Raw genomic sequence first — 19,243 nt, 5'->3', positions numbered from 1 at the left:
CGAACCCGCCGAAGTCGCTGCCCCCGGCGAAGTCCTGGCCGCCGTCGAATCCGCCACCGTCGGCAACGTCGTTTCCGCCGCCGTCGCCCCCACCGTCCTGGTAGCCATCCTGATATGCGTCCTGCATGTCGTGGGAATCGAACTCGTTGCCCCAGTCGTCGAACATCGCATCGGCGATGGCGGTGCCGACGAAGGCGCCGGCGACGCTCGTGAGCAGCATCGAGCCCATGCCGCCCATCCCCATCCCCATGCCGCCACGACCGAAGCCGCCGCCCATGCCGTAACCACCGAACGAGCTCTGGAGGAACCCGGGCTGACGCATCTCGGCCCGAGTCGCAGCCCGCGCCAGCGCCTGCGGGTCTGCGCTCTGCGGAGCATCCTGCGGGCTGTCGGTCGCGAGACGCGTGAGCACCTGCTGACGCTGCTCCGGCGTCAACTTGGCGAACGCCTCGGCGTGCGCCTTCTCGATCTCCTCCGGCGGGGCCGTCTTGAGCATGTACTCGTAGCGGGCGATGGCGCGCTCGTCCTCGCTCATCGACGCGCCCGGCGTCTGTCGAGGCGCGCTCGACGCCTGACGCGGGTAGCCCTGCTGGGCATACCCCTGCTGCTGGTTGCCCTGCGCCGGATACGCGGGCTGCCCGTATCCCTGCTGCTGACCGAAGCCCGGCTGGGCTCCCCCACGACCGAAGAGACGATCGAAGATCCCCATGGTGCGTTCCTCACGTCCGAGGCCGCCCAGCACGCTGCAGGCGGCGCGATTCGGCTCCCACTCTAAGCCCGGGTCCGTGGCGGGCACACGTCCTCGCCGCCGGTCGGCGAGGCCGCACCAGCGCGCTGACGCGGCGTCCTCGGCCAACATCGTGACGGTGGCCGAGACGCAGGGCGGGGCGGTGCGAGACCGACATCAGAAGAGGCGCAGGCCCTGACGCCGACCTCGCGGTGTGTGCCTCAGCGGTGGCCGAGGGCGACGGGGACGGTCGACTCCTCGACGTCGTCGAGTGCGACGGTTTCGTCGGGCTGCAGTTCGTCGACAGACGTGGCGCTACCCGCTGTCGCGTCCGGCGTCGCCCGGGCGCTGACGAGGGCCGCGAGCTCGCGCGGCCACACTCGTTCGCTCGTCGTCTCGAGGTCGCGAACCGACCACCAGCGCCAGCGCTGCATCGTCACCTGCTCCTCGGGCGTGAGTGCCCCCGGGTCGGGCTCGAAGCGTGTCGTGCGCACGGCGTAGAACACGTCGTCCTGACGCACGACCGAATCGGAATACCCGTGGACGACGCGGCGCCGCGCGATCGGCCCGACGAAGGCATCGGCCTCGACCTGCAAACCGGTCTCCTCGAACAACTCACGCACCGCGGCGTCGCGTTCGCTCTCTCCGGGGTCGATGCCGCCACCCGGGGTCGACCACCACGTCGCGGGCGGCGTGAGGCCCTGGTCGGAATCCTCGTAGAGGAGCACGTCGCCGGCGTGGTCGAGCACGAGCAGCCTGACGGTCGCGCGGCGCCTCACCGGGCGTTCTGCGGGGCTTGTGGGCACCTCGAAGCGCGAACCGCCCTCACGGCGGGCCAGCGTCATGCGGGGCTTGCCGGCGAGGTCGGCCTCGTCCCGCGCCCACTCGAAACCACGCCGATCGAGCAGCGCCTCGGGCAGGGATTCGCCCTGGGCGTCTGCATGCTCCATGACGAGCAGACCGCCGGGCTTCAGCAGGTGCGCGGCGCGTTCGGCGATCTCGAGCGGAAAGCGAAGGCCGTCCTCGCTACCGCCGTACAGCGCGATCTCAGGGTCGTGCTCGGCAACCTCGGGGTCGATCGGCACCATGCCGGTGGGCACGTACGGCGGGTTGCTCACGACGACGTCGAAACTACCCTCGAGCTCAGGTAGAGCCTGGCGCGCATCCTCAACGCTCAAGTTGACAGTGAGGCCAATCTGCTTGCAGTTCAACGCTGCCCACGCCGCCGCTTCTTCGGAGAGTTCGACGGCGTAGACCTCGAGGTCGGGACGCTCAGCCTTGATCGCCAGGGCGATGGCGCCCGATCCGGTACACAGATCGACGATGCGCCCCCCGTACGGGGCCGCCTCGAGGGCGGCATCGACGAGCATCTCCGTCTCGGGGCGCGGCACGAACACGCCAGGGCCGACACGCAACTCCAGGCTGCGGAAAGGCGCCCGACCCGTCAGGTGCTGCAGCGGAACACGCCGTGCGCGCTCGTCGACGAGCGCCTCGAAGCGGGCCATGTCCCCGTCGCTGAGCTCGTGGCCGAGCACCTCGCGACGGCGCACCTCGCCCAGCTCGCACCCGAGAACATGGGCGAGCAGCAGCGCCGCATCACGATCCGCGGATTCGATGCCGGCATCCGCGAGCCGCGCCGCAGCACGACGCAGCTTCGCGCGCAACGCCGTCACGCCCCCGACTCCCCCACTGCTGCGAGACGCGCCGCCTCGTCGGCGTCGAGCGCCGACTGGACGACAGCGTCGAGATCGCCGTCGAGCACCGCGTCGAGGTTGTACGACTTGTAGCCCGTGCGGTGATCTGCGATCCGGTTCTCGGGGAAGTTGTACGTGCGGATGCGCTCACTGCGGTCGACCGTGCGCACCTGCGACTTGCGCGCGGCCGAGGCCTCCGCTTCCTTGCGCTCGATCTCCATCTGACGCAGCCGCGCCTTGAGCACGCGCAGCGCGGACTCCTTGTTCTGCAGCTGCGACTTCTCGTTCTGGCAGCTGACGACGACACCCGTCGGCAGGTGGGTGATGCGCACGGCCGAGTCGGTCGTGTTGACACTCTGCCCACCCGGGCCGGAGCTGCGATAGACGTCGATCTTGAGGTCGTTCGGGCCGAACTCGATCTCGTCGTCGTCCTCGTCGAGATCCGGCATGACGAGGACGCCCGCCGCGCTCGTGTGGATGCGGCCCTGACTCTCGGTGACGGGCACGCGCTGCACGCGGTGCACGCCGCCTTCGTACTTGAGGCGCGCCCACGGGGCCTCGCCCGGTTCGGGCAGCCCCTTCGCGCGGACCGTGATGCGGGCGTCCTTGTACCCGCCGAGATCGGCGTCGGTCGCGTCGGCAATCTCGGCCTTCCAACCGCGGCGTTCCGCGTAACGCAGGTACATGCGGACGAGGTCGCCGGCGAACAGCGCCGACTCGGCGCCGCCCTCGCCGGCCTTGACCTCGAGGACGACATCGCGCTCATCGTCCTCGTCGCGCGGCAGCAGGAGCGTGCGCAGTTTGTCGGCGCTCGCCTCCAGATGGGTCTGCAACGCCGGCAGCTCCGCGGCGAACGCGGCGTCCTCGTCGGCCAGCTCTTCTGCCGCACCGAGGTCGTCCTGCGCGATCTTCCAGGCGTGATAAGCGGCGACGGTCGGTGCGAGGGCCGCGTAACGCTTGTTGAGGCGGCGCATCAGCGTCGGGTCCGCATGCGTCGCCGGTTCGGCCAGCTGCTTCTCGAGATCGTCGTACTCGGCGACGATCGTGGCGGCGGAATCAAGCATGACGCTCCTCGCGGACTGAAGTGATGGGGGCGCAGCGCCGGCAGGCGGCGTCCACGGGAATGCAAAACGCCGACCCCGCCCTGATGGGCTGGGGTCGGCGTGGTGCGAAGACTACTTGGCGTCCTTCTTGCCGTAGCGAGCCTGGAAGCGGGCGACACGACCACCCGTGTCCATGAGCTTCTGCTTGCCGGTGTAGAAGGGGTGGCAGTTGGAGCACACTTCGACGTTCATCTTGTCGCTCTTCGACGTGCTGCGCGTCTCGAACGTGTTGCCGCAGGTGCAGGACACCGTCGTGGCGGTGTACTCGGGGTGAAGGTTCTTCTTCACGGGGTTCTCCTAGCTGTTGAGGATGCCGCCGGGTCGTCATCACCGGGATGGTGGACGTGAACCGGAAGCCAACAAACAATCTTGCCAGATCGCCTGACATGGTTCAAAACATCGAGGTGGGACGAATCATTCCCGCCGCCACCCCGCCCGACACGATCGCGCCCGTGACCACTCGCCGCAGGGGCGTCGGGTCTCGGGGGCGTCGTCAGGTGACGTCGTCAGGCGTGGATCAGTTGTCCTCGTCGTCGAGCTTGATGTTCGACGTCTGCTGCACCTGCATGAGGAACTCGACGTTGCTCTTCGTCTTCTTGAGGCGGTCGATGAGCAGTTCGACAGCCTGCTGCTGGTCGAGGGCGGCGAGCACGCGACGCAGCTTCCACATGATCTTGAGCTCTTCGCCCGACAGCAGGATCTCCTCGCGACGCGTCGACGAGTTGTTGACGTCGACGGCCGGGAAGATGCGGCGGTTCGCGAGCTGACGGTCGAGCTTGAGCTCCATGTTGCCGGTGCCCTTGAACTCCTCGAAGATGACCTCGTCCATCTTCGAACCCGTCTCGACGAGAGCCGTCGCGAGGATCGTCAACGAGCCGCCGTTCTCGATGTTGCGCGCCGCACCGAAGAACTTCTTCGGCGGGTACAGCGCGGCCGAGTCGACACCACCGGACAGGATGCGACCGCTCGCCGGCGCGGCGAGGTTGTAGGCACGCCCGAGCTTCGTGATCGAGTCGAGCAGCACGACGACGTCATGGCCCATCTCGACGAGGCGCTTGGCACGCTCGATGGCGAGCTCCGCGACCGTCGTGTGGTCCGTCGCCGGACGGTCGAAGGTGGAGGCGATGACCTCACCCTTGACCGCGCGCTGCATGTCTGTGACCTCTTCGGGACGCTCGTCGACGAGGACGACCATGAGGTGGCACTCGGGGTTGTTCGTCGTGATCGCGTTGGCGATCGACTGCATGACCATCGTCTTGCCCGCCTTCGCCGGGGCGACGATGAGGCCACGCTGGCCCTTGCCGACAGGCGAGACGAGGTCGATCATGCGAGTCGTCAGCACGTTCGGGGTCGTCTCGAGACGCAGGCGCTCCTGCGGGTACAGCGGCGTCAGCTTGCCGAACTCGACACGCTTCTTCGCCTGCTCCACCGTCATGCCGTTGACGGAGTCGAGACGCACGAGCGCGTTGAACTTCTGACGCGCCGGCAACTGCTCACCCTCGCGCAGCGCACGCACCGCGCCGGTGACGGCGTCACCCTTGCGCAGCCCGTTCTTCTTCACGATGTTCATCGGGACGTAGACGTCCGTCGGGCCGGCGAGGTAACCGGTCGTGCGCACGAAGGCGTAGTTGTCGAGGACGTCGACGATGCCCGCGACGGGGATGAGGACGTCGTCCTCGCGCACCTCGGGAGCGTCGTCGTCGTAGTCGCGGTTGCGCCCGCGACGGTTGTTGCCGCGCTCGCCCCGGTCGCGGTCGCGGTCGCGGCCGCGCTGACGGCGACGACGGCCACCGCGCTCGTCGTCATCGTTGTTGTGGTTGCGCTCGTTGTTGCGCTCGCGACGGTTGGAGCCGCCGTTGCCGCTGTTGTTGCCGGAGTCGCGGTTGTCGCGCTTGTCGCGGCCGTTCTCGCCCGAGGCGCTGTCGCTGTTGTCGCGACGCTCGCGGCGAGCGTCGCCGTCGGAGTTCTTGTCACCGGAGGGCTCGTTCGAGCCGTTCTCGCGGCGCTGACGACGCTCGTCGCGTTCGCCGTCACGACGGCCACGGCTCTCGCCGTTCGAGGCGTCGTCCTTGGCGTCGACGTTCTTGCCATCGACGGTCTTGCCATCGACGGTCTTGCCATCGGCGTCGTTCTCGGAGCCGGTGTCCTGCGCGGCACCTTCACGCTGAGCGTCGCCCTGGTCGGAACCTGAGTTCTCGGAGGCGCGCTTGCGCTCCTCGCCACCGCGGCGGCCACGACGGGTGCGCTGCTCGCGCGGCTGCTCCTGTTCGTCGCGCGTGGAACGCTCACCCTCGCGGGAGGCAGCGTCGCCTTCGCGGGCGCCGGCGTCACGAGTGGCGCGGCGGGGCTCGTCATCCTGCGGCGCCGGAGCGTCGCCCTGCTCACGGCGGGGCGCCTCGGTGGCGGACGGCGCAGCCTCGGCCTGCTCGCTCGTGGCGCGACGGGCCGTCGGAGCGGTCGAGGTGACGCCCGCGGCCTTGGCGCGGCTGCCGCCGACACCGTTGGCCTCGGCGCGCGCGGCGCGGATCGCCGTCACGAGGTCGACCTTGCGCATCTTGGAGATGCCGGGAATGCCCATGCTCTGCGCGAGCTGCTTGAGTTCGTCGAGACGCATCGCGGAGAGCGCTCCGCGCGGGCTGCTCTGGGCCGGGGCGGGCGCAGACGGTTGTTCTGACACGAAGGTTCCTTCCCCCTCGTTCGGCCCGCGACGAAGAGCGCGGGCGGGATGAAGTTCAGGGGCCGTTCAGATCAGACCCCTGGTTCCCGCCGTCGGAATGACAGCACAGACGGGAACAGCGCACCTGGAAGCGAATGATGACCTGCAGCGAGGCTGAGGCGAGAACGGTGACCCAGAGGTCACGGGCCTGGCGCGACGACAGCGTCGCGTCGTGTGGCATGGTCGAACTCGAGCACCACCCGGGTGCACCAAAACGGTACACCCCGGCGGCGGATCAGCGCGACATGGGGGTGATTCCGCGCGTCGGAACGCTCAGTTCGAGCACCTCGCCGCCCCCAGCGACATCGTGCACCGCGCTCAGGGCGAAACGTGATGCCAGCGCGAGCACCGTCGGACCCGCGCCCGAGATGACGGCGGGGACGCCGGCGTCACGCAGCGCGTCGACGAGCGCCATCGAATCCGGGTAGGCCGAACGGCGCTGCTCCTGGTGCAGGGCATCGAGCGTCGCGGGCATGAGTAGCGACGGCTCGGTGGTGATCGCGTGAGCCAGCAGCGCTGCGCGCCCCGAATTGCGCGCTGCCACGGCGAGCGGGACGCTCTCGGGCAACGCGGCGCGAGCCGTCGCCGTCGACAGGCGCTGCGCCGGGACGATGACGACGGGCACGACATCGGGGTGCGGGCGCAGGACGGCGGTGTGCCAGTCGCGCGGCGCGTCGGGGCCCTCGAGCACGTCGGCCCAGCTCACCGTCACGCTGCCGTAGACGGAGGCCGACGCGTTGTCGGGGTGGCCCTCGATGCTCGAGGCGACGTCATTGACGAACGCGAGCGTCGCGGCGTCGTCGAGATCATGCCCGGCGAGCGCCGTCGCGAGCGCGACGCCCGCGACGATCGCCGTCGCCGAACTGCCCAGGCCGCGCGAGTGCGGCACGGCGCCTGTGTACCTCAGCTCCAGCCCTGCGGGCGGCGCGACGTCGAGCGCTTCCCATGCCGCCCCCATCGAGCGCACGACAAGGTGCGAGCCGTCGAGCGGCACCTCACCGGCGCCGCTGCCGCGCGCGTCGACGACGAGGCCGCCGTCCGTCACCTCGGCGCGCGCGTCGTCCCAGACGTCGAGGGCCATGCCGATCGAGTCGAAACCCGGCCCGAGGTTCGCCGTGCTCGCGGGCACGCGAACGTGCGCCGTCGACCCGACCTGAGGCGTGCGGCTCGGCCGGAGGCGGGAGGCGCTGAGCGAACGGGCCATCGTCAGGCGTCGAGGCCGAGCGCGCGCGCCACGGAGTAGGCGTCGGCGGAGACGCGCTCGGGCTGGATGTCGTCGCCGTCGGCGCCGCGCAGGGCCCACTGCGGATCCTTCAGGCCGTGCCCGGTGACGGTGCAGACGATGGTCGCGCCCGCGGGCACGCGGCCCGCGTCACTCATCTTGAGCAGCCCGGCGATCGAGGCGGCCGACGCCGGTTCGACGAAGATGCCCTCCTCGCTCGACAGGATGCGGTGCGCGGCGAGGATCTCGTCGTCGCTGACGGCGTCGATGACGCCGCCCGAGTCGTCGCGGGCCTGCTCGGCCTGCCTCCACGATGCGGGGTTGCCGATGCGGATGGCCGTTGCGATCGTCTCCGGCTCGTCGAACGGGTGGCCCGCGACGAGCGGCGCGGCGCCCTCGGCCTGGAAGCCCCACATCGCCGGGGTCTTCGTCGCGACGGCGGCGAGCTCGCGGCCGTCGGCGGTCGTGAACGGCGCCGCGTACTCGCGGTAGCCCTTCCAATAACCCGTGATGTTGCCGGCGTTGCCGACGGGCAGGACATGGATGTCGGGCGCGTCGCCGAGCGCGTCGACGATCTCGAAGCTGGCCGTCTTCTGGCCCTCGATGCGGGCCGGGTTGACGGAGTTGACGAGCTCTACGGGGTAGCTCTCGGCAAGCTTGCGCGCGACGTCGAGGCAGTTGTCGAAGTTGCCGTCGACCTGCAGCAGCTGCGCGCCGTGCGCGATGGCCTGGCTGAGCTTGCCCATCGCGATCTTGCCGTCGGGCACGAGGACGGCGCACGTCATGCCGGCCTTCGTCGCGTAGGCCGCGGCGGAGGCGGACGTGTTGCCCGTCGAGGCACAGATGACGGCCTTCGCGCCGTTCTTCGCGGCCATCGACATCGCCGTCGTCATGCCGCGGTCCTTGAACGAACCGGTCGGGTTGAGGCCCTCGTACTTGACGAACACGCGCGCACCGACCCGCTCGCTCAGCTTCTCCGCCGGGATGAGCGGAGTGCCGCCCTCCCCGAGCGTGACGACGGGAGCACCGTCGAGCATCGGAAGTCGTTCGGCGTACTCGGTGATGACGCCGCGCCACAGGTGAGCCATGTCAGTTTCCTTCTGCGCGAAGCACGGACGAGACGCAGTCGACGTCCGCGAGCTTCTTGATCGAGTCGACCGTGGCCGCGAGCGCGGCCTCCGGTGCCTGGTGGGTCATGAAGGTGAGGGAGGCGAGGCCATCCTCGGAGCGGCGCACGCCCTGGCGCATGCTCTCGATGGAGACGCCGTGCTCGCCGAACGCGCTCGTCACGCGCCCGAGAACGCCCGGTTCGTCGGCGACCTCGACGCGCACGACGTAACGCGTCAGGGATTCGCCGATCGGCAGGATCGGCAGGTCGGCGTAGGCCGATTCCCCCGAACCGCGCCCGCCGGTGACGCGGTGGTGCGCGGCCTGGACGATGTCGCCGAGGACGGCTGACGCCGTCGGGTCGCCGCCCGCCCCGCGGCCGTAGAACATCAGCTCCCCGGCGAGCTTCGTCTCGACGAAGACCGCGTTGAAAGCTTCATGCACGCTCGCGAGCGGGTGCGAGCGCGACAGCAGGACGGGGTGGACGCGGACGTTGACGCCCGCTCCCCCGTCTGCCTCGCCGCGTTCGACCTTCTCGGCGATCGCGAGCAGCTTGATGACGCAGCCCGCGCGGCGTGCGGCGGTGATGTCCTCCGCCGTGATGTTCATGATGCCCTCGACGTGCACGTCACTCGTGCGCACGCGCGTGTGGAACGCGAGGGAGGCGAGGATGGCGGCCTTCGCCTGCGCGTCGTAACCCTCGACGTCGGCCGTCGGGTCGGCCTCGGCGTAACCGAGCTCCTGCGCCTCGGCGAGCACGTCCTGCAGGTCGGCGCCGGTGCGGTGCATCTTGTCGAGGATGAAGTTCGTCGTGCCGTTGACGATGCCGAGCACCTTCGTCACCCCATCGCCCGCGAGCGACTCGCGCAACGGACGGATGAGCGGGATGGCGCCCGCGACGGCGGCCTCGTAGGACAGGTCGACGCCGTGATCCATCGCGAGCTGGTACAGCTCCGGGCCATCGCTGCCGAGCAGGGCCTTGTTGGCCGTGACGACGCTCGAGCCGTTGCTCAGGGCGCGCGTGATGAGGCTCTTGGCGGGCTCGTCACCACCCATGAGCTCGACGACGATGTCGGCACCGTCGACGAGCGCCTGCGCGTCCGTCGTGAAGGCGTCGGCCGGCAGGCCCGTCTCCGAGCGGTCCTTGCGCGTGTTGCGCACCGCGACGCCGACGATCTGCAGCGGCGCACCGATACGGGCCTCGAAATCGGCGGCGTTCTGGGTCAGCTCGCGGGCGACGGACGTGCCGACGACGCCGCTGCCGAGCAGCGCGATCGTGATCGGCTCGCGCGGGGTCGTCGAGTCGGACGGCATGGCGGATGCGGTGGTGGTCATGTCATTCCCCTTCGAGGGCGAGCAGGTCGTCGATCGTCTCGCGGCGCAGCAGCACGCGAGCGTCGCCGTCCGCGACGGCGATGACGGGCGGGCGCGGGACGTGGTTGTACTGCGAGGCCAGCGCACGACAGTAGGCGCCGGTCGCGGCGACGACGACGAGGTCGCCGTCACGGGTGTCGGACGGGAAGTCGATGTCGCGCACGACGACGTCGCCGCTCTCACAGTGCTTGCCGACGACGCGGGTCGGCGTCAGCTCGTCGCTGCCGCCGCGGTTCGCGAGCGCCGCGTGATAGTCGGCCTGGTAGAGCGCGGGGCGCGCGTTGTCGCTCATGCCACCGTCGACGCTGACGTACGTGCGCACGAGGTCGTCGCTCGCCTGAACGAGCTTCACCGTGCCGACGCGGTAGAGCGTCACGCCGCCGGGGCCGACGATGCTGCGGCCCGGCTCGATCGAGACGCGCGGCACCGGGACGTCGGCGTTCTGGCACGCCTCGCGCACGATGTTGGCGAGCTGCGTCGCCATCTCGGCGGGGTCGAGCGGTGCGTCGCTGGGCAGGTAGGCGATGCCGAAACCGCCGCCGAGGTCGAGCTCCGGCAGTTCGACGCCGTGCTCCTTCGCGACCTGCAACTGCAGGGCGATGAGGCGCGTCGCGGCCTCCTTGAAGCCGGCGGACTCGAAGATCTGGCTGCCGATGTGGCTGTGGAAGCCGAGCAGGTGAAGCTCCGGGCGGGCGAGGACGCGGGCGACGGCGTCACCGATCTGGCCGTCGGCGGCGGAGAAACCGAACTTCTGGTCCTCGTGCGCCGTCGCGATGAACTCGTGAGTGTGCGCTTCGACGCCGAGCTTGACGCGGATCATGACAGGCGCCGTGATGTGGTGGCGCGCAGCGGCGTCGGCGACGCGGTCGATCTCCTCGAACGAGTCGACGACGATGCGCCCGACGCCGTACGCGAGGGCGTCGTCGATCTCGGCGACGCCCTTGTTGTTGCCGTGCATGCCGATGTTCTCGCCCGGCACGCCCGCCTTCTTCGCGATCGCGAGCTCACCCCCCGAGCAGACGTCGAGGCGCAGCCCCTCCTCGGTGACCCACTGCGCGACGTGCGACGACAGGAACGCCTTGCCCGCGTAGTACACGTCCGCCTGGGTGCCGATGGCCGCGAACGCACGCGCGAACGCCTCACGGTAGGCACGGGCGCGGCTGCGGACGTCGGCCTCGTCGATGACGTACGCCGGCGTGCCGAAGCGTTCGGCGATCTCGTCGAGGCCGATGCCGGCGATCTCGACGACGCCGTCATCACGGCGGCGCGCGGTGCGCGGCCACACGATCTGCTCGAGGGCGCCCGTGGGGGCGGCCGACCTGACGCTCACGTGGTCTCCTTGCTGCCTTCTCGCGAGGGGGACGGCGCTGCGCCGAAACGGCCCGGCAGCCCCCGCTGCGCGCGGATCGGACCCGCAGCGATCGCACGCCCACCGCCGCCGGCCGCATCGAGGATCGACGCGTTCAGTACGGCACGGGCGCTGCGACGCAGGCAGCGTCCAGGGTTTCTCGCACGATGCTACGGGCCGCGCTCAGCGCGGGCACATCCGTCCGCGTGACGGGCGCAGCCTCGACGTGACGCAGCATCGCCACCGCCAGATCGTCGATCGCGAGCAACGCAGGACGGGTGCGGCCGGTGCGCGCCGCGTCGTGAAACGCCCGGGAGGTGAGGAGAACAGCCACCCGCAACGGTGCGGGGGTGACGTGGTCCCCACCGTCCGGCGAACGAAAGAGAGCGGCAGAACCGCCGACGGCGAGGTCGTCGCGGGCCGGGGTGTCGGCGCCGTCTCCGTAGGCCAGGGGCTCTACGTCGAAGGTGTCGGCGTCAAGGGCGCCGCTGTCGAGCAGTCCGGTCGCGGCCTCGAGCCGTAACATCGCGGCTGCCTGAGCACGGCGGGCACGAGCGAGGGGGTTCGCGTCGCGGCGGCTCGACAGGTCGTCGAGGCGCTGCCCCAACGTCAGCGGTGGCGTCTTGGACGCACTGAGCAGCGACGCCCACACGAGCGCGTCGAGGCCGACGTCCTGTGCGACGGCGTCCCAGGTGAGGCTCTGGCCGAAGGAGCGCAGCGGCGGGCGGACGCGGCGGACGTCTGCGGCCGCGCCGGCGATGATGCCCGTCTCGGCCCCGCAGCGACCGAGCCACCCGTCCGACGACAGGTCGACCTCGACGTTTCCGCCAGAGGGTCGAGCCACAGCCGATAGCCCCAGGTGCGCGGTGATGAGTGCGGCGATCCGCTGAGCCCTGCCCAAGTCATCTCGATCGGTGGCGGAGCGCTCACGCGACGCCGCGACACGCGGCGCAGGGGTGACGACCCGCCCGTCGGCATCCACGGAAAAAAAGACAGACACCCCGACGTCGCGATCCAGCGCTACCCAAGGATCTGCCGACATCACCGGGCCAGGGTATGCCACGCCGGCTTGATCGCAGGCCGCGACAACGCCCCCTGCAGGACCCGCCCTCCTCGCTACGCTCGTCGTCCTCCCGAATCCTTCGAGCTTGATACAAGACGAACGGAGGCCCGATCCGGCCGCGCGAAGCGCGGCCGGATCGGGCCTCCGTTCGTCTTGTGCCCCCTGCAGGATTCGAACCTGCGCTCCCGCCTCCGGAGGGCGGTGCTCTATCCCCTGAGCTAAGGGGGCATGCGCTCCAGGAGCGCGAGACGAAACCTTACCAGCAGTTCCCGGCGACGGCGGGCATCATCACGCGCGCGGGCGCGCCTGGTCAGCCCGGACGACCGACGCCGACTCGGCCCGCGACGCTCCGGCCAACGCGCGCGCGTCGAAGCGCTGCGTCGCGTCCGCGACCTCGCCGACGAGTTCCTCGAGCACGTCCTCGAGGAACACGACACCGCTCGTGCGCCCGTCGTCACCGACGACGCGCGCGAGGTGCGCGCCCGAGTTCTGCATCGTGACGAGCACGTCCTCGACCTCGTCCCCGGGACGCACCGTCGCGAGCAGCCGGATGCGGCGCGGCGGAACAGGCTCGGTGTACGCCTCGTCCTGCGCGTATAGCACGTCCTTGAGGTGGATGTAACCGCGCAGCTCCCCCGACGTCGTCATGACCGGGAAGCGCGAGAACCCGTGCTTGGCGACCATCGCGTCGACATCGGCGGGCGTCGCGCCCAACGAGAGCGTGACGAGCGAGTCGAGCGGCACGGCCACGTCGCTCGCGACCTTGTCGGTGAACTCGAGGGCCTCACGCACGCGGCGCTCCTGCCCCGACTCGAGCAGACCCTCTCGGTGCGACTCCTCGACGATCATCTCGACCTCCTCGGTCGAGAACGTCGAGGCCGCCTCGTCCTGCGGTTCGATGCCCATGCGTCGCACGATGGCCTTGCTGACGTTCTCGAGCACCGTGACGAGCGGGCGGATCGCCTTCGTCACCCACAGCAGTGCGGGCGCGAGCAGCAACGCTGCCCGGTCGGGCCCGGCGATGGCGAGGTTCTTCGGCACCATCTCACCGAGCACGACGTGGAAGTACGCGACGATGAGCAGCGCGAGCAGCAGGCTGACGACGTGCGTCAGCCCGTCCGGCATGCCCGTCGCCTCGAGGGGGCCGGCGATGAGGTGGTGCACCGCGTCCTCGGCGACGGCACCCAGCAGCACCGAGCAGACCGTGATGCCGAGCTGCGCGCAGGCGAGCAGCGAGGCGACGTTCTCGAGGGCCTCCAACGCCGCAGAGGCGCGCTTCGAGCCCTCCGCGGCCATCGGTTCGAGCTGCGAGCGCCGCGCTGCCATGACGGCGAACTCGGCGCCCACGAAGAACGCGTTGCCGAGCAGCAGCAGGAGCGAGATCCAGAGCATCATCGGGCCTCACCGGCCCGGGTTGCGCCGCCGATGACATCGTCCATCGACTGCCCCTGCACCGCCGGGGTGAACCGGACGCGGTTGACGCGCCGGCCGTCCATCGACACGACGCGCAGGCGCCATCCCGGCAGCATGAGTTCGTCCCCGACCTCGGGAATGCGGCCGACCTGTTGCATGACGTAACCACCGAGCGTCTCGTAGGCGCGATCGTCGGGCACGGGCGCGCCGATGCGATCGACGACCTCGTCGGGGCGCCACAGCCCGGGCACCGTCCAGGACCCGTCGGGCAGGTGACGGCTCGCGTCGTGCAGCTTGTCGTGCTCGTCGCTGACCTCACCGACGATCTCTTCGATGACGTCCTCGAGCGACACCAGGCCCGAGGTTCCGGAGTACTCATCGATGACGATGGCGAGCTGCAGCCCCGCGCCACGCAGGAGCACGAGCAGCGGTTCGAGCGTGATCGTCTCGGGCACGAAAGTCGGCTTGACCATGAGAGCGGTGACGGGCACATCGCCGCGGCGTTCGACGGGCACGGCGATGGCCTTCTTGACGTGGACGACACCGTGGACGTCGTCCCAGTCCTCCCCCAGCACCGGGAAGCGCGAGTGGCCCGTCGACCTCGCTAGCCGGACGACGTCATCCGCCGTCGCGTCGCGATCGACGGCCTCGCAGCGCACGCGCGGGCTCATGACGTCGGACGCGGTGCGCTCACCGAAGTTGAGCGAGCGCGTCAGCAGGTGCGCGGTGCCCTCCTCGATCGTGCCGGCCTCGGCGCTGCGACGCACCATGGAGCTCAGCTCCTGCGGCGTGCGGGCGGCGGACAGTTCCTCCTGCGGTTCGATGCCCATGGAGCGCAGCAGCAGGTTCGCCGATCCGTTGAGCACGACGATGAGCGGCTTGAAGAGGGCGGCGAACACCTGTACGGGCCGCGCGACGATCTTGGCGACGCGAAGAGGCGCGGAGATACCAAGGAACTGCGGGACGAGTTCACCGAAGATCATCGAGAAGGCGGAGGCGAGAACCATCGCGAGGACGGTCGAGGTCGCCGAGGCCGCGCCGCCGGTGACGCCGATGGCCGCCAACGGGGTGCGCAGCAACGCACCGACGCTGGGTTCGACGATGAAGCCGAGGATCAGCGTCGTGAGGGTGATGCCGACCTGCGCGGCCGACAGCTGCGTCGACAGCCCGCGCAGCGAGGCGAGGACGGGGCGGGCGCGTTCGTCGCCGTCGTCGATGGCGCGCTGGACGGAGTGACGATCCAGCGCGACGAGAGAGAACTCGGTGGCGACGAACAGTGCCGTTCCGAGCGTGAGGACAACTCCGAGGAGGATCAATATCCACTGCGTCATGACGCAGTGAAATTACCACGGGCGCAGCCGTTCACCGGGCTCGTTCCACCTCCCGGGCTGGCCTCGACCGGCGAGGCCCGCGCAGTCTCGCGCCGGGGTGGGCCACCTCACCACCGACCGCCTCTCGCGGCGGCGGCGCGGGAGCGATAGGGTGGCAACGTATGCCGTGTACCACACGGCAGTGGAGTGGTTCACCTCGCTCCTGCCTGACACGGCCACGCGCCGCGTCATGGCGGGGGCAACGGGACGCCTCCCGCACGTGTACGTGAATCGACGCGAATGAAAGAGGCGCATCTGCGTGTCATCCCAGTCCCCCAGCTCTGAGCACGACGACTTCGGCGCGAACGAGTGGCTCGTCGAGGAACTCTTCGAGCAGTACAGCAAGGACAAGAACTCCGTGGATGCCGCATGGCAGGAGTTCTTCGCGACCTATCAGCCGGGCTCGTCGAACTCCTCGGCGCCGGCCTCCACGTCCACGTCGGGCTCGGGCGCGAAGGCCGCTCCCCGAACCGAGAAGCCGATGGCCGCCGAGGCACCGCGCGACCAGCAGGAGGCGCCTGCACAGCAGGCCGCCGAGCCGACGCGCACCGCCGAGAGCGAGCCGCAGAAGCTCGACCCGAAGCAGGCCGAGGGCCACACACCGCTGCCGACGCCGCGCGACCAGGGCGACGGCGCCCTCGGTGACGTGCCGGCGGCGGACGACAAGGACACCCCGCTCAAGGGCATCGCCGCCAAGATCGTGCAGAACATGGAGGCCTCGATCGAGGTCCCGACCGCGACGTCGGTCCGCGCCGTCCCTGCGAAGGCGCTGATCGACAACCGCATCGTCATCAACTCGAACCTCGCCCGCGGCCGCGGCGGCAAGGTGAGCTTCACCCACATCATCGGCTACGCCATCATCAAGGCGCTGCGCGTCATGCCGGAGATGAACGCTTCCCTCTCGGTCGACGAGAAGGGCAAGCCCGTCCTGCACCAGCCGGGGCACATCAACTTCGGCCTCGCCATCGACCTGCAGAAGCCCGACGGTTCGCGCACGCTCGTCGTGCCGTCGATCAAGGGCGCCGAGGCGATGACGTTCGCGCAGTTCTGGGCCGCGTACGAAGAGATGGTCAAGAAGGCGCGCAACAACAAGCTGACGCTCGAGGACTACGCGGGCACGACGATCTCGCTGACCAACCCCGGGGGCATCGGCACGGTGCACTCGGTGCCGCGTCTGATGAAGGGCGCGGGCGCCATCATCGGTGTCGGCGCGCTCGACTACCCCGCCGAGTGGCAGGGCGCGAGCGAGGAGACGCTCAACCGTAACGCCGTCAGCAAGATCCTGACGATCACCTCGACCTACGACCACCGCATCATCCAAGGTGCGACGTCCGGGGAGTTCCTGCGTCAGATCCACCAGCTGCTGCTCGGTGAGAACAACTTCTACGACGAGATCTTCGAGTCGCTGCGCATCCCCTACGAGCCGGTGCGCTGGGTGCAGGACATCTCCGCCAACCACGACGACGACATCAACAAGGTCGCGCGCGTGCAGGAGCTCATCCACGCCTACCGCGTGCGCGGTCACCTCATGGCCGACACCGACCCGCTCGAGTACAAGCAGCGTCGTCACCCCGACCTCGACGTCACGAGCCACGGCCTGACGCTGTGGGATCTCGACCGCACGTTCGCCACGGGCGGTTTCGGCGGCGCCAACTTCCTCAAGCTGCGCAAGATCCTCGGCATCCTGCGTGACTCGTACTGCCGCACGGTCGGCGTCGAGTACATGCACATCCAGAACCCCGAGGAGCGGGCCTGGATGCAGAACAAGCTGGAGAAGACGTACTCGAAGCCGACGTCGGACGAGCAGGAGCGCATCCTGCGCAAGCTCAACCAGGCCGAGGCGTTCGAGACGTTCCTGCAGACGAAGTTCGTCGGCCAGAAGCGCTTCAGCCTCGAAGGCGGCGAGTCCGTCATCGCGATCCTCGACCGCATCCTGTCGGAGGCCGCGGACGCCGGCCTCGAAGAGGCCGCGATCGGCATGCCGCACCGTGGCCGTCTCAACGTGCTCGCCAACATCGCGGGCAAGTCGTACGGCCAGATCTTCCGCGAGTTCGAGGGCACCGCCGCTCCCAACTCGGTGCAGGGCTCCGGTGACGTCAAGTACCACCTCGGCACCGAGGGCGAGTTCGTCTCCGATGAGGGCAACCACACGAAGGTCTACCTCGCCGCCAACCCGAGCCACCTCGAGGCCGTCGACCCGGTGCTCGAGGGCATCGCCCGTGCCAAGCAGGACCGCATCAACCTCGCCGGCACGGCGTTCACGGTGCTGCCGATCCTGCTCCACGGCGACGCCGCGTTCGCGGGCCAGGGCATCGTCGCCGAGACGTTGAACCTGTCGCAGCTGCGCGGCTACCGAACCGGCGGCACGATCCACGTCGTCATCAACAACCAGGTCGGTTTCACGACCGCGCCGAGCTCGTCGCGTTCATCGACGTACTCGACGGACGTCGCGCGCATGGTGCAGGCGCCGATCTTCCACGTCAACGGTGACGACCCGGAGGCCTGCGTCCGCGTCGCGGAACTCGCGTTCGAGTACCGCCAGACGTTCAACAAGGACGTCGTCATCGACATGGTGTGCTACCGCCGCCGCGGTCACAACGAGGGCGACGACCCGTCGATGACGCAGCCGCTCATGTACAAGCTGATCGAGGCGAAGAAGTCCGTGCGTCGCCTGTACGCCGAGGCCCTCGTCGGCCGCGGCGACATGGACCAGGAGCGTGCCGACGAACTGCTCAAGGACTACCAGCAGCAGCTCGAGCGCGTCTTCGTCGAGACGAAGGAGGCGACGAAGAAGGCCGCTGCCGACAGCGCCGCGCAGAGCGCTTCGTCCGATTCCAGCCAGGGCACCGACGCCGAGGGCCACGGCGGCCTCGAGCGCCCGTCCGCTCAGCTCGAGGACGACGCGAAGAGTGCCTACTCCTCGGGCCGCTCCTCCGCGATCACCGAGGCCGCTCTCGAGCGCATCGGCGCGGTGTGGACGAACCCGCCGGAGGGCTTCACGCTGCACCCGAAGCTCAAGCAGCTGCTCGAGCGTCGCACGGCGATGGTCAAGGACGGCGGCATCGACTGGGCCATGGGCGAGCTCATCGCGTTCGGTTCGCTACTCATGGACGGCACGCCGGTGCGTCTGTCCGGTCAGGACACCCGACGCGGCACGTTCGTGCAGCGTCACGCCGTCCTCATCGACAAGGCGAACGGCAACGAGTGGACGCCGTTGCGTTACCTCACGGATGACCAGGCGTGGCTGTGGATCTACGACTCGCTGCTCAGCGAGTACGCCGCGATGGGCTTCGAGTATGGCTACTCGGTCGAGCGTCCCGACGCGCTCGTGCTGTGGGAGGCGCAGTTCGGTGACTTCGTCGACGGTGCGCAGACCATCATCGACGAATTCATCTCGAGCTCGGAGCAGAAGTGGGCGCAGCGCAGCTCCGTCGTGCTGCTGCTGCCGCACGGCTACGAGGGTCAGGGTCCGGACCACAGCTCGGCGCGCATCGAGCGCTTCCTGCAGCTGTTTGCCGAGGACAACATGACGATCGCTTACCCGTCGACGCCGGCGTCGTACTTCCACCTGCTGCGTCGCCAGGCGTACGCGCGACCGCGCAAGCCGCTCATCGTCTTCACGCCGAAGCAGCTGCTGCGCGTGAAGGCCGCGACGAGCTCGCCGGCCGACTTCACCTCGGGCCAGTTCGAGCCGGTGCTGAAGGACCAGAAGCAGCTCGACGGTTCGAAGGTCGAGCGGGTGCTGCTCGCCTCGAGCCGCGTGGTCTACGACCTCGAGGCGGAGCGTGAGAAGCGCGGCGACGACACGACCGCCATCGTGCGCGTCGAGCAGCTCGCGCCGATCCCGGCCAAGGAGATCGCCGAGGCCCTCTCGGCGTACCCGAACGCCGAGATCGTGTGGGTGCAGGACGAGCCGAAGAACCAGGGCGCCTGGCCGTTCATGTACTTCAACCTGCCCGACCTGCTCGAGAGCCACGGCGAGACGCGACGTCTGCGCGTCGTGTCGCGTCCGGCGTCCGCGTCGCCCGCGACCGGCAACAACAAGCGTCACGCCGCGCAGAACGCGGAGCTCATGGAGCAGGCGTTCGCGCGCTGAGGTTCGCGTG

13 protein-coding genes and 1 tRNA gene are annotated in these 19,243 nt (G+C 69.6%); 1 reads left to right on the top strand and 13 read right to left on the bottom strand.

All coding sequences use genetic code 11. The features are described 5' to 3' along the window. The 13 genes from AX669_RS05750 to AX669_RS05690 all read right to left on the bottom strand — a co-directional run. On the bottom strand, positions 1-709 hold a 709-nt coding region (locus AX669_RS05750; RefSeq protein WP_062257155.1), incomplete at its 3' end, for a hypothetical protein. A 239-nt stretch (positions 710-948) separates the two neighbouring features. Further along, positions 949-2,400 (bottom strand): peptide chain release factor N(5)-glutamine methyltransferase, encoded by a 1,452-nt coding sequence (prmC, locus tag AX669_RS14195; RefSeq protein ID WP_197418857.1) that lies wholly within the window; start codon positions 2,398-2,400, stop codon positions 949-951. Then, positions 2,397-3,485: a peptide chain release factor 1 gene (gene prfA / locus AX669_RS05740; RefSeq protein ID WP_062257153.1), complete on the bottom strand. Its 1,089-nt coding sequence runs from the start codon at positions 3,483-3,485 to the stop codon at positions 2,397-2,399. Before prfA ends, prmC begins: the two co-directional genes overlap by 4 nt. A gap of 111 nt (positions 3,486-3,596) precedes the next feature. Next, a complete protein-coding gene (rpmE, locus tag AX669_RS05735) occupies positions 3,597-3,812 on the bottom strand; it encodes a 50S ribosomal protein L31 (protein WP_006945964.1) in 216 nt (71 codons plus the stop codon). 229 nt (positions 3,813-4,041) lie between these two features. Continuing rightward, positions 4,042-6,138 carry a transcription termination factor Rho gene (rho, locus tag AX669_RS05730; protein ID WP_062257151.1) on the bottom strand — a complete coding sequence of 699 codons (2,097 nt, stop codon included), beginning with the start codon at positions 6,136-6,138 and terminating at the stop codon, positions 4,042-4,044. A gap of 337 nt (positions 6,139-6,475) precedes the next feature. Further along, complete coding sequence (locus AX669_RS05725) at positions 6,476-7,369, bottom strand: homoserine kinase (RefSeq protein WP_062257167.1); 894 nt, start codon at positions 7,367-7,369, stop codon at positions 6,476-6,478. A gap of 77 nt (positions 7,370-7,446) precedes the next feature. Then, entirely contained in the window at positions 7,447-8,550 is a 1,104-nt protein-coding gene (gene thrC / locus AX669_RS05720) for a threonine synthase (protein ID WP_062257149.1), read from the bottom strand. A 1-nt stretch (position 8,551) separates the two neighbouring features. Continuing rightward, the gene (locus AX669_RS05715) at positions 8,552-9,904 is read right to left on the bottom strand and encodes a homoserine dehydrogenase (RefSeq protein WP_062257147.1); all 1,353 of its coding nucleotides are present in this window, start codon (positions 9,902-9,904) and stop codon (positions 8,552-8,554) included. Between the two features lies 1 nt (position 9,905). Then, positions 9,906-11,273 (bottom strand): diaminopimelate decarboxylase, encoded by a 1,368-nt coding sequence (gene lysA, locus AX669_RS05710; protein ID WP_062257145.1) that lies wholly within the window; start codon positions 11,271-11,273, stop codon positions 9,906-9,908. Positions 11,274-11,406: 133 nt separating this feature from the next. Beyond that, positions 11,407-12,135: a hypothetical protein gene (locus AX669_RS05705; protein ID WP_136788686.1), complete on the bottom strand. Its 729-nt coding sequence runs from the start codon at positions 12,133-12,135 to the stop codon at positions 11,407-11,409. A gap of 375 nt (positions 12,136-12,510) precedes the next feature. Further along, positions 12,511-12,582, bottom strand: a tRNA-Arg gene (locus tag AX669_RS05700). A gap of 60 nt (positions 12,583-12,642) precedes the next feature. Next, positions 12,643-13,749 carry a hemolysin family protein gene (locus tag AX669_RS05695; RefSeq protein WP_006945979.1) on the bottom strand — a complete coding sequence of 369 codons (1,107 nt, stop codon included), beginning with the start codon at positions 13,747-13,749 and terminating at the stop codon, positions 12,643-12,645. After that, a complete protein-coding gene (locus AX669_RS05690) occupies positions 13,746-15,098 on the bottom strand; it encodes a hemolysin family protein (RefSeq protein WP_006946029.1) in 1,353 nt (450 codons plus the stop codon). The genes AX669_RS05695 and AX669_RS05690 overlap by 4 nt, the downstream gene beginning before the upstream one ends. A 298-nt stretch (positions 15,099-15,396) precedes the next feature. Between AX669_RS05690 and AX669_RS05685 the strand changes: the two genes are divergently transcribed. After that, positions 15,397-19,233, top strand: a complete 3,837-nt coding sequence (locus AX669_RS05685) for a multifunctional oxoglutarate decarboxylase/oxoglutarate dehydrogenase thiamine pyrophosphate-binding subunit/dihydrolipoyllysine-residue succinyltransferase subunit (RefSeq protein WP_062257141.1) — start codon at positions 15,397-15,399, stop codon at positions 19,231-19,233. Positions 19,234-19,243 lie beyond the last annotated feature (10 nt).

This window comes from Dermacoccus sp. CCH2-D9 (assembly GCF_001556795.1).
In the GTDB taxonomy this organism is placed as follows: Bacteria; Actinomycetota; Actinomycetes; order Actinomycetales; family Dermatophilaceae; genus Dermacoccus; species Dermacoccus nishinomiyaensis.
Note: the sequence above shows the minus strand (reverse complement) of the source record. Positions and strands in the feature narration are given on the sequence as shown.

Coding starts and splice junctions, on each gene's coding strand:
- rho (WP_062257151.1), bottom strand. CDS start 6,138: ATGCGTCTCGACGAACTCAAGCAGCTCGCGCAGAGCATGGGCATTCCC.
- thrC (WP_062257149.1), bottom strand. CDS start 8,550: ATGGCTCACCTGTGGCGCGGCGTCATCACCGAGTACGCCGAACGACTT.
- AX669_RS05690 (WP_006946029.1), bottom strand. CDS start 15,098: ATGACGCAGTGGATATTGATCCTCCTCGGAGTTGTCCTCACGCTCGGA.
- AX669_RS05715 (WP_062257147.1), bottom strand. CDS start 9,904: ATGACCACCACCGCATCCGCCATGCCGTCCGACTCGACGACCCCGCGC.
- AX669_RS05695 (WP_006945979.1), bottom strand. CDS start 13,749: ATGATGCTCTGGATCTCGCTCCTGCTGCTGCTCGGCAACGCGTTCTTC.
- prfA (WP_062257153.1), bottom strand. CDS start 3,485: ATGCTTGATTCCGCCGCCACGATCGTCGCCGAGTACGACGATCTCGAG.